This window comes from Flammeovirga sp. AWQ4_249, assembly GCF_056161045.1.
The window spans coordinates 148,876-161,250 of sequence record NZ_JBSWYJ010000010.1; the positions used below are offsets into that span (position 1 = coordinate 148,876).

The window sequence follows — 12,375 nt, forward strand, 5'->3', positions numbered from 1 at the left end:
GCTTTTAGTTGTCAGCAATAACTTTGGTGTCTGGTAAACTTAACTTTAATTTTTTTATATCGTCTTTTGAAATATGGTTTCCAGATAAAACTAACGTTTCTAAGTTATCCATTTTATAAATTCCTTTTGGTAACTCTTCAATTTTATTTAGTGATAAATCTAAAAGTTTAAGGTTAGATAACTCATTTATATTTTTTGGTAAGGTTTCAATATCATTACCTCTAAGATTTAAGTAAGTCAACTGTTTTAATTGCGTGATCTCCTTTGGCAAGGTGTGAATTTCATTATTACTTAAATTCAATTCATACAAAAACTGCAATTTCACAATTTCTTTAGGGATAGATGTAAAATTATTTTCACCTAAATCTAAAGAAATGATATAGGGACAATTATTATATATCGTTCCTAAATCAGATAATAAATTATTGGATGCATTTAGTGAAATAAGGTTCTCAAATTCACTAAATTCATTGGCGATGGTTTTATTCTTACCTGAAGAAATATCTACACAATATGCTTTTTCGGGCATTAATGCAGCAGTTTTTAATAAAAAACATTCACTTCTTCCTGATTGGTATAACTTTTCAATGGCAGGACTATATCCATATTTCATGGCATCTATATAATCAAGACAAAAATCTGAATTATAAAATCCTTGTTGCTTACCAAAAAGTTCTTTACTAATTGCTCTATGATAATAGGCTTCTCCTAAATCCTGTTGGATACTGATCGCCATTGTTAAATCACTAATAGCTTGAAGATATTTTTCGTCGTTTATGTTATTAATGCCTTTAATTAATAAAGTGTTTGGGTCATTGTTATATGTAAAAGAATAAAGGCCGAAAACTGCTAAAATTAGCAATATTTTTTTAGGTGTGTTCATGTCGGTAATATAAAAGTAAATTAGGTTTACTCTCTATTAACGTTACTTTACACTTTTAGGTTTTCTTTTTTAGTTTTCAGATAATCAAAAACTTACATGTGTTATTTGTTGATTTTTTTAGAATCTTCTTCATCTCCGTCACTCATGTAATTTCGAATTTTAGTTCTTAATTCCATTGCAGAAAGGTTATGGTCTATCTTACCACTTTTGATAAATGACATCTGTCCAGTTTCTTCAGAAACAATTAATACAATAGCGTTAGTATTTTCGGTCATACCGATACCGGCTCTGTGCCTAAGGCCCATTGTTGCGGGAATATTTGGGTTTTCAGAAACAGGTAAAATACACCTAGCTGCTTGAATTCTGTTATTATAAATAAGACATGCACCATCGTGCATTGGAGAATTTTTAAAGAAAATAGATAGGAGTAGTCTTTTAGATATTTTTGCGTCAACAAAATCTCCAGTTTCAGAATAAAACTGTAAGTCACTTTCTTTAGAAATAACAATTAATGCTCCAGTATTTGTACCGGACATATCTTTCATAGCATCGATTATAGCAAGTATATCAAGGTTTATTTCTTCACTTTTCCCTTTTCCTCTGAAAAGTTGGAACAAAGGGAAGTTTTTAAAATCGGTTGATTTACCAATAATTAAGAGGAATTTTCTAATCTCTTGTTGGAATAAAATAATGGCAGCAATAACACCAACATCAATAAACTGACTCAGAATTTCTGAGAGTAATTCCATATCAGTTGCCTTTACTACCAAATAAGTCAGATAGATAGAAAGACCTCCAACAAAGATTTTTAAAGCTACACTTCCTTTGATTAATTTATACAGATGAAAAAGCAATACTGATACTAGAAGAATATCAAGTACATCTACAAAGTTTATATCTAAAAATCCAACGGTGAATAATAACATTACTTGTTGATCGAGATGTGAATTGCCTTAATTAATTAAAAAGGAAATGTGATTTTATAATAAGTAGTGAAATTTACTTCATTATTACAAAAATAAAGTCTTTCTTTTAAAAAGAAACCGTTTGTTGCATAAGTTTTACACATTCTACAGCTTCTCTTACATCATGAACTCTTAAAATAGTAGCACCTTTAGATAGTGCGATTGTATTTAAAACAGTTGTTCCATTTAAAGCTTCTTGTGCTGAAGAATTTAAAAACTTGTAAATCATTGATTTTCTTGAGATACCAACAAGTATAGGTGAGTTGAGTGATTGTAATAAATCAAGGTGATTCAATAGTTCAAAGTTTTGTTTCACCGTTTTTGCAAATCCAAAGCCCGGATCAATTATTAAATCATTTTCTCCATTTTTAATAAATTCAGCTTTTTTCTCTACAAAATACTTTATTACTTCTTGTGTAACTCCGTTAGGATAATCGGTTAATTTTTGCATTGTTTGAGGTGTTCCTCTCATATGCATCATGATATAAGGTAACCCTGTTTGCTGAACAGACTCAAACATTTTTTCATCCATCGAGCCACCAGAAATATCATTGATAATATCTGCACCATCATTTGCAGCAGCTAAAGCAACATTACCTCTAAATGTGTCAATTGAAATTAATGCATTAGGAAATTGTTCCTTAATTTCTCCTATGATAGGTAAAACTCTATTCATTTCCTCTTGTTCTGAGACATCCTTTGCACCTGGTCGAGAAGAATAGCCACCTATATCTAAAATCTCAGCACCATCATTGAGCATTTTTTCTGCTTGGTGCAATGCATCTTCGACATAAAGCTTTCGACTGTTATTATAGAAAGAGTCAGGTGTCGCATTTATGATCCCCATAACTTTAGGAGTGTCAAGTTTAAAAATATTTTGTCTTATTTTTAAAGAAACATGCTGTGAATTTATCATTTAGTTTGAGGTTGTTTAGGTTTACTCTAACTTTGTGTAAAGTTAGCTGAAAAAACTCAGTTAAGAAAGATAGATTAGTTATGACGCAAGCGGAAAAAACAGAACAAGAATTCAAAGCGGTAATAGAGAAGTGTAGGACTTTGTTTGAAAAGAAAACAATAGATTATGGTACAGCATGGAGGATATTAAGATTACCTTCGATAACAGATCAAATCTATATCAAAGCAATGAGAATTCGTTCTATTCAAGAAAAAGGCGAGCAAAAGATAGATGAAGACATTTTAGGCGAGTTTATTGCTATAATAAATTATTGTTTGATGGCTTTAACACAGCTTGATTTATATCATGATGAGAGAATGGAACTTTCAGCAGAGGAAGTGATGAAATATTATGATAATCATGCAAACAAAACCATGGAATTGATGTTTGATAAAAACCATGACTATGGTGAAGCATGGAGAATGATGAGAGTATCAAGCATTACTGATATTATTTTAATGAAACTACTTAGAGTAAAGCAGATTGAAGGGAATGAAGGAAAGACTTTAGTCTCAGAAGGTGTGGACGCCAATTATCAGGATATGATCAATTATTCTATTTTTGCATTAATATTATCAGGTTTCGTAAACGAATAGAACTACTAACACAACTTTCACTTAACAATAAATGAAGAAATTACACAGATTTTTTGCAATTCTTGTAGGCCTAGTATTTGTAGCATCCGGATTAGTTAAAATTGATGATCCCTTAGGAACTGCTATAAAATTTGAAGAATATTTTCATGTATTTGCAGATGATGTATCGGAAACGGTAGGTTTTCTGTCCTCTATATTTATGTTCTTGGCTGATTACTCCTTGCCAATGTCTGTTTTGTTTTCATCTTTTGAAGTGATATTAGGTGTAGCTTTAATTATTGGAATAAAGAAAACATTCACTTTTAGAGCGACATTATTGTTATTAATATTTTTTGGATTCCTAACATTCTATTCAGCATGGTTCAATAAAGTAACGGATTGTGGTTGTTTTGGAGATGCCATTAAATTTACTCCATGGGGGAGTTTTACTAAAGATGTAATTCTATTGGTTCTGTTACTTTTTGCAATGGCAACAAAACCGAAAAAAGGGGTGACTCAATTTGGGATGTACGGAAATTCATATACTGTGACCAAAACAACTCCAGTTTGGAAAATCATTACAATAGTTATTACAACTGTATTTTCATTTTTAGTTTGTTATTACGCAATTCAACACCTTCCACCAGTAGATTTTAGACCGTATAAAATAGGAGCTAATATTCCTAAAATGATGTCTCCAGAAGTACCTTGTGAAAGTGTATATTATATGGAGAAAAATGGTGAGGAAAAAATGTTTACGACTTACCCTACAGATCCTGAATGGAAATTTGTAAGAATGGAAATTGTCAATGAAGAAGATTGTAAATCATTAATCCCTGATTATTTTGTATCTAATGATGCAGGTGAGGATTTTACATCTTTGACAACAAATGGACAACGATTATTAGTGATTGTTCAAAATGTTTCTGAAATTGATACCGAGGATCTGGAAGAGTTACAAAAGCTAGTTGGCGATGTGAAAGGGAAAGTGGATGTTATGGTAATTACTAGTGATGCAAATGATTTTAGTCAATTTATGCATGAAGCAAAGCTAGATGTTCCTTACTATTATGCAGATGCTACTGTTTTATTGGCAATGGTACGTTCTAACCCTGGAATTCTATTAGTAAATGATGGAACAATCTTAGGAAAATGGCACCATAATGATACACCATCAGCACAAGAAATTTCTGAATTATTAAACTAATTATATAAGTTGTTACAGTTTATCATTGATCGCTTTCTTTATGGACTCCTAGTAATATGGGGTGTAATCACAGTAGTGTTTATGCTTTTTCATGCATTACCGGGTGATCCTGTAGATTTAATGTCTGGACAACATGCTAGTTTAGAGGAAAGAGAAAAAATTCGTGAAGAATTGGGTTTAGATGATCCTTTGATAGTTCAGTATGGACGATATATTGGAGATTTATTACCAATATCACTTGAAGAAAACTCTCCTGAAGCACAAAAAAAGTATAGCTATATAAAATTAATTCCGTTTGGCGGTTCTGCTTTAGTATTAAAACCACCTTATTTAAGAAGGTCATTTCAAACAAATAAACCTGTAGATGAGATATTATTGGAAAGTATTCCTGGTACATTCTGGTTGAGTTTGGCAGCAATTTTTATTGCAACCACTATTGGTATCTTATTAGGAGTTACGGCAGCAGTAAATTTTGGGTCAAAAATAGACCACTTTATTGTTGGAGGTTCTGTTGTGTTTATTTCAATGCCATCATTTGTTTTAGCTATTTTGATGGCAATCACTTTCGGCTATTATTTATCAGATTTTACTCACCTAAATATGACTGGATCTTTATGGATGAATGATCCTTTAAAAGGTAGAGTGTTACATCTGGAGAATTTAATTTTACCTTCATTGACATTAGCGACAAGACCATTGGCAATTATTACACAATTGACAAGAAGTTCAATGTTAGATGTAATGTCACAAGATTATATTAGAACAGCCAAAGCCAAAGGAGCTAGATTCTTAAGAGTGATCTTTATGCATACCTTAAGAAATGCATTAAACCCTGTTATAACAGCAGTTTCTGGTTGGTTGGCTACAATGATGGCAGGAGCATTCTTCATTGAATATATATTTAAATGGAAAGGTTTAGGTTTTAAAACCATTCAGGCAGTTGAATATTTAGATTTACCTGTAGTCATGGGATCTACAATTTTAATTGCGTTTGGTTTTGTAGTGGTCAATATTTTTGTGGATATTCTTTATGCTATTATTGACCCTAAAGTAAGATTACATTAATATGAGAATATATTTAATTGGAATGCCAGGAAGTGGTAAATCTACTTTAGCCAAAGCTTTAGGTGAACTATTGCAATTACCTTTTTATGATATGGACCTCGAAATAGAAGAAAGAGAAGGAAAGAAAATTCCTGAAATTTTTGAAGAAAGAGGAGAGGAGTATTTTAGAAAAGTGGAGGAAGATGTTGTCAAAACATTTAAGCCAGAAAATGCGATTATTGCAACAGGAGGTGGAGCGCCATGCTTCTATAACAATATGGAAACACTTCTAGAAAATGGAGAAACAATTTTCGTTGATGTTCACGAAGATGAATTAATAGAAAGAGTTTGGCATCAACATGGTACTAGACCTTTGTTAGCTCAAGATTCAAAAGAGGATGTTTTTCAATCAATAAAAGAGAAAAGAGAAAGTAGATTGCCTTTTTATCAAAAAGCAAAATACGTAATTGAAGCACAAAAAAAATCCCCAACGGAACTAGCATTGGAGATTAAAAATATTTTAAAGTAAAAGTCGAATTATTTCGACTTTTTTAGTTTCTGCTTAAGCCCTTTATACCTTACTAAATCTACATTTACAGCGCCCACAATAAGTTCTGCTTGTATCTTAAGTGGTATTCTATTGACATCTTTTGAAACCCAGAATTTTATAGGATGGGTGCCGGAAAATAATTGATTATCAGGCATTATTGGAGACATGACATAAGAGTCAATTCTTCCAAATTTAGTAGCACATTTTTCTTCTCCTAAATAAACAATATCAAAGTCATAACCTTTATTTTCCCAGAAAGTATTTAATGGAATTGTATCCCCTTCATTAAATTTCTCATAATCTAAAGTACGTAACATATAATACCCTGAAATGATATCAAATGAACCTTTTGACATATCATATTCTTCATTATGGATTTCAGGTTTGTCTTTTTTCTTCCATTTTACTTTAGCTTTTCCATTTTCTTGATCAAAATCAATTGTTTCTTCTAAAGTATAACCTCCTTCGATAATATCTCTGTTGAATTGAACGGGAAGTAAAGTTTCAGGATCAAAGTAACTTTGCCATAAATCTCTTATTTTCATGCCCATTCCGAACATGCCAATACTCTTACCATTTACATCCACTTTATAACATTTTTTACCATTTACATCGTGATATTTTTTATCTAAATGTACAACAGCTTGCCCTGCTTCAAATACTGAATATCCAGCCACATAGGTTAATGTTTCTCCTTGTTCGAACGTGATTGATGAGTCTTTTGGAAGTGTTTGTGAAGTTTTAAAGCTAAAAAAGGCAATTCCTAAGAATATAGACGAGCAAGTTATTATTATATTTTTTTTATTCAGTCTCATAGAATTATATGAATTACTTAATATTTAATTTCAATATTAGTCATAATTATGGAAATACCTCCAACCTATTGAAAAAATTCGATTTGATCAAAATAGAGGTTTCGGTCTAAGCTATTATGTTTGTGCGAAATAACTAAAAATTAGAATTATGATAGATACGCACGCACATATATATTCAGACAAATTTAGTGCAGATATTGACAATATTTTAAATGATGCCTTTAATGCTGGCTTAAAACACGTATTAATGCCAAATATTGATCATACTTCTATTGATGGAATGTTGGCGTTGGAAGAAAAGTACCCTCAACAATGTTTGTCTATGATGGGGTTACATCCATGTCATGTAGATCAAAACTTTGAGAAAGAATTATATATAGTTGAAGATTGGCTTGCTAAACGTAAGTTTATTGCAGTGGGTGAAATGGGATTAGATTTATACTGGGATAAGACTTACAAAGAACAACAGATAGAAGCCTTTAAAATACAAGCAGAATGGGCTAAAAAATATAAATTACCATTAGTGATTCATGCTAGAGATGCAATGTCTGAAACATTAGACGTATTAGAAGAAATAGCTTCTGATGATCTTTTTGGGGTATTACATTGCTTTACAGGAACTATGGATGATGTTAATCGATTAACAGCTATGAATTTCAAAATTGGAATTGGAGGAGTTGTTACTTTTAAAAATGGAGGTCTTGATAAAGTAATCCCTCATGTTGATTTATCTCAAATTGTTCTTGAAACGGATAGTCCATATTTAGCACCAGTACCATTTAGAGGAAAAAGAAATCAACCTTTGTATACAACACATGTTTGTGACAAAGTAGCAGATTTAACAGGGAAAAGTGGAAAGGAGATTGAAGATATGACTGATAAAAATGCTAATGATTTATTCAAAATAGAGAATTACCTTAAGCTTTAATTATCAATGAGAACCTATTATAAGTCAGTAAATATAAATTCAACAGGTCCGAAAACATCTGATACTTCCATTCTTATTATCTATACGGGAGGAACTATTGGAATGGATAGACATCCTAAAAATGGAAGTTTGACTCCTTTTGACTTTGAAAAGATCATTGATGCAGTACCAGAGTTAAAAGGATTTGATTTTGAATTGACCGTCATTTCTTTAGATCCATTAATTGATTCTTCAGATATAACACCTGAACATTGGTTGCAATTGGGAAGGTTGATAGAGGATTTTTATGAAGACTTTGATGGATTTGTCATTTTACACGGTACAGATACAATGTCTTTTACAGCCTCTGCATTAAGTTTTATGTTAGATGGCTTACATAAACCTATTATTTTAACTGGATCACAATTGCCGATAGGCGAAAAAAGAACAGACGCTAGAGAAAATCTTATGTCTGCTTTAGAAATGTGCTCAGCAAGAGATGTTAACGGTGAAATGTTGATCCAAGAAGTTTGTATTTGTTTCAACAGTAAGCTTTTAAGAGGTAATCGCTCTAAAAAATCACAGAACTTTAACTTTACAGCTTTTAGGTCTTATAACTATCCTTCCTTAGCTGAAGCAGGAATTTTTATTGAATATAAAAAGGAAATGTTCTGGAAGGACCCTATTTCTGACCCTGTTCGCTCCATGAATAAGTTAGATGCCAATGTAATTCTATTAAAAATCTTCCCAGGAATGCCTAAAGATTTCATAATAGAAATGCTAAAAAATCGAAAATTACAGGGAGTGGTTTTAGAGACGTATGGATCTGGTAATATACCTACATCTAAATGGTTTATAGACATACTAGAAGAGACAATAAATAGAGGGGTAGTAATCATCAATATCTCACAGTGTACAGGCGGTATGGTTATGCAAGGACACTATGCTACTAGCACGAAACTCAACGAGATAGGTGTTTTATCAGGAAAAGATATGACTACAGAAGCAAGCCTTACGAAGTTAATGTGTTTGTTAACAAAATATAAAGATGTCGAAAAAGTAAAGAAGCTGATAGGCATCCCTTTAAAGGGGGAATTGACGCAGTAATTTAACTAATTGTAACATTTTTAGGGATATATAGTGTGATTTTGGCATTTATAAATGAATAATCAATTTGTTTATAAGTATAATTATATATTTCTTTGCGAGTCAGTAGTCGTTAAAAACTATCAAAAAAAGTACTAATTCAAAAGATTAGTGCTAAATTGCTCAACGATTACGGATGATAGTCAAAACAAATTTATTATTACAGTATCAGTTCTGTGATTTTAGTTTTATAATCGCAATCTGAACGTTAGAGAGTTATGAAAAAAGTATTCGCGTTATTGATGTTTTTCTGTGCACTTACTTTAGGTATCGCACAGTCGTATGCGCAAGATGAGACAACAGAAGAAGTTGCTACAGAAGAAGTAGTAGCAGTTGAAGAACCATCTGCAGCAGTTACTGAAGTGTCTTCTGATGAGTTGGCACAAGTAGAAGAAAAAACTTTCACTCAAGAAGTGAAGCAAAAGTTCATCGAAGGTGGATGGGAATTCATGGGTGCTGTACTTGTTACATTGATCCTTGGTTTAGCAATCGCTATTGAGCGTGTTATCACGTTATCACTTTCGACAACAAACACTAAGAAGCTTTTAGCTAAAATTGACGAAGCTTTACAATCAGGTGGAGCTGAAGCTGCTTTAGAAGTATCAAAAGCTACTCGTGGTCCAGTTGCTTCTATCTTTACTCAAGGCTTAATGAGAGCTTCTGAAGGTATCGAAATGGTTGAGAAATCAGTTGTTTCTTACGGTTCAGTAGAAATGGGTAAATTAGAAAGAGGTTTACCTTGGATCTCATTATTTATCGCTATGGCACCAATGTTAGGTTTCATGGGTACGGTAATTGGTATGATTGGTGCATTCGATGCTATCGAAGCAGCAGGTGATATCTCTCCTTCACTAGTAGCAGGTGGTATTAAAGTTGCCCTTCTTACTACAGTAGCAGGTCTTATCGTAGGTGTAATTCTTCAAGTATTCTACAACTATTGTGTTTCTACAATCGACGGTATCGTATTAGAAATGGAAGAAGCTTCTGTATCTTTAATCGATATCTTGGTTAAGAACGAATTATCTGCTAAGTAGTAGATCTCTATTTGCACAAAGTAAATAGTGAATTGTAGAATTTAGAAATTACACAAAGTTATGAACGGTGAAGCTATATTTACAGAATACTTGCTACCTCTTACTGGTGTATTAGTAGTAATTGCATTAGTTGCAACAGTGATCGGTTTCTTAATGTCGATCCTTACTGACCCTAAGTCAGGCATTATTGTATTAGCTACAATTGCTGGTCTAGTAGTATTGTATTTTATTGGTTATACGATGGCTGATAGCTCTGTGACAGCAAGAGAAGTAAGTAATTTTGGAATGAATGAGGAACTATCAAAACAAATTGGTGGTGTTCTTAACATGACATATTACTTGTTCATTATCGCAGGTATTGCGGTAGTGTTAGATGTTGTTCAAAGACTAGTTAAATCTATCGGATAGTTATGTTAAAGAAGAAGAAAAAAGACGCACCAGAGATTAATGGTGGAGCAATGGCGGATATCGCCTTCCTATTGCTTATCTTCTTCTTGGTGGCGACAACTATTGCATCTGATAAAGGTGTGACAGTAATGTTACCTCCAAAGGCTGATGAGGTAGATGTAAAGGTTAAAGAGCGTAACGTGTTTAATATCCTTGTAAACTCACAAGATATGATGTTAGCACAAGAAGAAGCTGTTGACCTACCTAAGCTCCGTAAAATGGTTAAGGAATTTGTTCTTAACAATGGAAAGGATCCTAAGTCATCTGAATCACCAGCAAAGGCAATTGTTTCATTGAAAACGGACCGTGGTACTTCTTATGAGATGTACATTAGCGTAATCGACGAGTTAAAACTTGCTTATGCTGAAATGCGTGCCATGTATTTGAAAATGCCTTTAGAAGATTTCCAAGCATTGGATAAAGAGAATCCAGCACAGAAGGAAAAGATTGATAAAGCAAGAAAAGCAATCCCTTACAAAGTATCGGATGCTGAGCCTTCTGAAATAAAATAATTGGTCTAACAAACGCCATCATTCATGGTGGCGTTTATTAAAATACTTTGACCTTATGGCATCGTTTAAGAAAAAAACAAAAACGAAGCAGGATATTCCTACTTCGGCCTTGCCAGATATTATTTTCATGCTATTATTCTTCTTTATGATTGCAACGACTTTCCGTGAGTCGGAGCTTTTAGTAAAGAACTCGTTACCTCAGGCATCTGAGTTGACTAAGCTTGAAAAGAAATCATTAGTGTCTTACATCTATATAGGTGAGCCTAGTGATACAAGAAAGTATGGCACAGAAGCACGTATCCAAGTGAACGATGTATTAATCGATCCAGAACAAATTGTTCAGCACGTGATTCAAGAAAAAGACAAATTAGGTGAAGATGGTGATAAAATCACTATGTCACTTAAAATTGATAGAGATGCTAAAATGGGTATCATCTCTGACGTTCGTCAGAAATTAAGAGATGCAAACGCATTGAAAGTAAACTATGCTGCAAATAAAAAACTTCGTGATTTTTAATTGAAGCACTATCAATCAAAAAGGTCAAGTCCGTAAAAGGCTTGACCTTTTTTTATATAATCTAATTAGAAAATATCAATAATTGGTTAAACCTTAATTTTACCTCCATTCAAAACAACTTAATTAATATTCAATCGTTAATTTGGTTTGAAAACTAGAAATATCTTTTATGAAATATATTCTTTACTTTACATTTACTTTATTGCTACTCACAAGTGTTTCTAACCTTCAAGCTCAAGATAGTTTGTCTTATGATTTATCTTCTCCTGAGTTTATATTAAAGGAACCTACTTTGAAATTTGATCAATCAATAGAGTTAAGAGCATTACGAAATGCATATTATATTGTTATTGATAATAATAATTTGAGATTTTATACAGAGGATCTAAATCGCTCTGAAGAATATAATATTAAATTTAAATCTCTAACTCCTACTAAGAAAACGAGTATTGTTAGATATAATATCGATTATGGTCCTTTTAGAAGACTTCAAATTCTATATAAGGAAGTAGTTAAAGGTGAAGTATCATGTACTCTAAAGTTTTATGATATCACTGGTAAAATGATTTATTCAGCCTCAACTGAAAAGCTAACTAATTATGAAGAAATTAAGTTAGAAAATGAATTTGATGGTGTGAAATAACTTTCAAATTATAAATAAAGCCCTTGAAAAACAGATTTCAAGGGCTTTATTTATTTAGGGAGGCTGTCATTGATTAATCTTGAAGACACTTTCCTGTAAAGTGTGTAAGTTCTTTTTGGATAGGGTTAAGTTTTAGAACTTGACTCTATCTCCAAATATAATTAAAAATTGATTA

At 32.3% G+C, this 12,375-nt stretch carries 15 protein-coding genes; 11 read left to right on the forward strand and 4 right to left on the reverse strand.

Going from position 1 to position 12,375, the window contains the following annotated elements; all coding sequences use genetic code 11:
* Nucleotides 1-4 precede the first annotated feature (4 nt).
* From ACXAHM_RS10375 to folP, 3 genes are all read right to left on the reverse strand, one after another.
* Entirely contained in the window at nucleotides 5-883 is an 879-nt protein-coding gene (locus tag ACXAHM_RS10375; RefSeq protein WP_474960370.1) for a leucine-rich repeat domain-containing protein, read from the reverse strand.
* Nucleotides 884-984: 101 nt separating this feature from the next.
* Nucleotides 985-1,809: a diadenylate cyclase CdaA gene (gene cdaA, locus ACXAHM_RS10380; RefSeq protein ID WP_474960371.1), complete on the reverse strand. Its 825-nt coding sequence runs from the start codon at nucleotides 1,807-1,809 to the stop codon at nucleotides 985-987.
* 106 nt (nucleotides 1,810-1,915) lie between these two features.
* The gene (gene folP / locus ACXAHM_RS10385) at nucleotides 1,916-2,764 is read right to left on the reverse strand and encodes a dihydropteroate synthase (protein ID WP_474960372.1); all 849 of its coding nucleotides are present in this window, start codon (nucleotides 2,762-2,764) and stop codon (nucleotides 1,916-1,918) included.
* An 80-nt stretch (nucleotides 2,765-2,844) separates the two neighbouring features.
* On the opposite strand from folP, the gene ACXAHM_RS10390 reads away from it, so the two are divergent.
* The 4 genes from ACXAHM_RS10390 to ACXAHM_RS10405 are packed head-to-tail and all read left to right on the forward strand — an operon-like array spanning nucleotide 2,845 to nucleotide 6,158.
* The gene (locus ACXAHM_RS10390; RefSeq protein ID WP_474960373.1) at nucleotides 2,845-3,399 is read left to right on the forward strand and encodes a DUF1599 domain-containing protein; all 555 of its coding nucleotides are present in this window, start codon (nucleotides 2,845-2,847) and stop codon (nucleotides 3,397-3,399) included.
* A gap of 31 nt (nucleotides 3,400-3,430) precedes the next feature.
* Nucleotides 3,431-4,585: a BT_3928 family protein gene (locus ACXAHM_RS10395; protein ID WP_474960374.1), complete on the forward strand. Its 1,155-nt coding sequence runs from the start codon at nucleotides 3,431-3,433 to the stop codon at nucleotides 4,583-4,585.
* Between the two features lie 9 nt (nucleotides 4,586-4,594).
* Complete coding sequence (locus tag ACXAHM_RS10400; RefSeq protein ID WP_474960375.1) at nucleotides 4,595-5,650, forward strand: ABC transporter permease; 1,056 nt, start codon at nucleotides 4,595-4,597, stop codon at nucleotides 5,648-5,650.
* A 1-nt stretch (nucleotide 5,651) separates the two neighbouring features.
* A complete protein-coding gene (locus ACXAHM_RS10405; RefSeq protein ID WP_474960376.1) occupies nucleotides 5,652-6,158 on the forward strand; it encodes a shikimate kinase in 507 nt (168 codons plus the stop codon).
* Nucleotides 6,159-6,166: 8 nt separating this feature from the next.
* Here ACXAHM_RS10405 and ACXAHM_RS10410 read toward each other — a convergent pair whose 3' ends face one another.
* The gene (locus ACXAHM_RS10410; RefSeq protein WP_474960377.1) at nucleotides 6,167-6,994 is read right to left on the reverse strand and encodes a DUF3108 domain-containing protein; all 828 of its coding nucleotides are present in this window, start codon (nucleotides 6,992-6,994) and stop codon (nucleotides 6,167-6,169) included.
* A 148-nt stretch (nucleotides 6,995-7,142) separates the two neighbouring features.
* Here ACXAHM_RS10410 and ACXAHM_RS10415 point away from each other — a divergent pair, with 148 nt between their 5' ends.
* From ACXAHM_RS10415 to ACXAHM_RS10445, 7 genes are all read left to right on the forward strand, one after another.
* Entirely contained in the window at nucleotides 7,143-7,922 is a 780-nt protein-coding gene (locus ACXAHM_RS10415; protein ID WP_474960378.1) for a TatD family hydrolase, read from the forward strand.
* 6 nt (nucleotides 7,923-7,928) lie between these two features.
* Nucleotides 7,929-9,008, forward strand: coding sequence for an asparaginase (locus ACXAHM_RS10420; RefSeq protein ID WP_474960379.1), 1,080 nt, complete (start codon nucleotides 7,929-7,931; stop codon nucleotides 9,006-9,008).
* A gap of 257 nt (nucleotides 9,009-9,265) precedes the next feature.
* Nucleotides 9,266-10,081 (forward strand): MotA/TolQ/ExbB proton channel family protein, encoded by an 816-nt coding sequence (locus ACXAHM_RS10425; protein WP_474960380.1) that lies wholly within the window; start codon nucleotides 9,266-9,268, stop codon nucleotides 10,079-10,081.
* Nucleotides 10,082-10,141: 60 nt separating this feature from the next.
* Nucleotides 10,142-10,489, forward strand: coding sequence for a hypothetical protein (locus ACXAHM_RS10430; protein WP_474960381.1), 348 nt, complete (start codon nucleotides 10,142-10,144; stop codon nucleotides 10,487-10,489).
* Nucleotides 10,490-10,491: 2 nt separating this feature from the next.
* On the forward strand, nucleotides 10,492-11,040 hold the full coding sequence (locus ACXAHM_RS10435; protein ID WP_474960382.1) for an ExbD/TolR family protein: 549 nt from the start codon (nucleotides 10,492-10,494) through the stop codon (nucleotides 11,038-11,040).
* 55 nt (nucleotides 11,041-11,095) lie between these two features.
* Nucleotides 11,096-11,557 carry an ExbD/TolR family protein gene (locus tag ACXAHM_RS10440; protein ID WP_474960383.1) on the forward strand — a complete coding sequence of 154 codons (462 nt, stop codon included), beginning with the start codon at nucleotides 11,096-11,098 and terminating at the stop codon, nucleotides 11,555-11,557.
* Nucleotides 11,558-11,726: 169 nt separating this feature from the next.
* The gene (locus tag ACXAHM_RS10445) at nucleotides 11,727-12,200 is read left to right on the forward strand and encodes a hypothetical protein (protein WP_474960384.1); all 474 of its coding nucleotides are present in this window, start codon (nucleotides 11,727-11,729) and stop codon (nucleotides 12,198-12,200) included.
* Nucleotides 12,201-12,375 lie beyond the last annotated feature (175 nt).

What these genes read in the sequence shown, in the direction of transcription:
- ACXAHM_RS10430 (WP_474960381.1), top strand. Translation starts at nt 10,142, where the DNA reads ATGAACGGTGAAGCTATATTTACAGAATACTTGCTACCTCTTACTGGT.
- ACXAHM_RS10435 (WP_474960382.1), top strand. Translation starts at nt 10,492, where the DNA reads ATGTTAAAGAAGAAGAAAAAAGACGCACCAGAGATTAATGGTGGAGCA.
- ACXAHM_RS10445 (WP_474960384.1), top strand. Translation starts at nt 11,727, where the DNA reads ATGAAATATATTCTTTACTTTACATTTACTTTATTGCTACTCACAAGT.
- ACXAHM_RS10415 (WP_474960378.1), top strand. Translation starts at nt 7,143, where the DNA reads ATGATAGATACGCACGCACATATATATTCAGACAAATTTAGTGCAGAT.
- cdaA (WP_474960371.1), bottom strand. Translation starts at nt 1,809, where the DNA reads ATGTTATTATTCACCGTTGGATTTTTAGATATAAACTTTGTAGATGTA.
- ACXAHM_RS10420 (WP_474960379.1), top strand. Translation starts at nt 7,929, where the DNA reads ATGAGAACCTATTATAAGTCAGTAAATATAAATTCAACAGGTCCGAAA.
- ACXAHM_RS10395 (WP_474960374.1), top strand. Translation starts at nt 3,431, where the DNA reads ATGAAGAAATTACACAGATTTTTTGCAATTCTTGTAGGCCTAGTATTT.
- ACXAHM_RS10440 (WP_474960383.1), top strand. Translation starts at nt 11,096, where the DNA reads ATGGCATCGTTTAAGAAAAAAACAAAAACGAAGCAGGATATTCCTACT.
- ACXAHM_RS10375 (WP_474960370.1), bottom strand. Translation starts at nt 883, where the DNA reads ATGAACACACCTAAAAAAATATTGCTAATTTTAGCAGTTTTCGGCCTT.
- ACXAHM_RS10410 (WP_474960377.1), bottom strand. Translation starts at nt 6,994, where the DNA reads ATGAGACTGAATAAAAAAAATATAATAATAACTTGCTCGTCTATATTC.
- ACXAHM_RS10390 (WP_474960373.1), top strand. Translation starts at nt 2,845, where the DNA reads ATGACGCAAGCGGAAAAAACAGAACAAGAATTCAAAGCGGTAATAGAG.
- ACXAHM_RS10405 (WP_474960376.1), top strand. Translation starts at nt 5,652, where the DNA reads ATGAGAATATATTTAATTGGAATGCCAGGAAGTGGTAAATCTACTTTA.
- folP (WP_474960372.1), bottom strand. Translation starts at nt 2,764, where the DNA reads ATGATAAATTCACAGCATGTTTCTTTAAAAATAAGACAAAATATTTTT.
- ACXAHM_RS10425 (WP_474960380.1), top strand. Translation starts at nt 9,266, where the DNA reads ATGAAAAAAGTATTCGCGTTATTGATGTTTTTCTGTGCACTTACTTTA.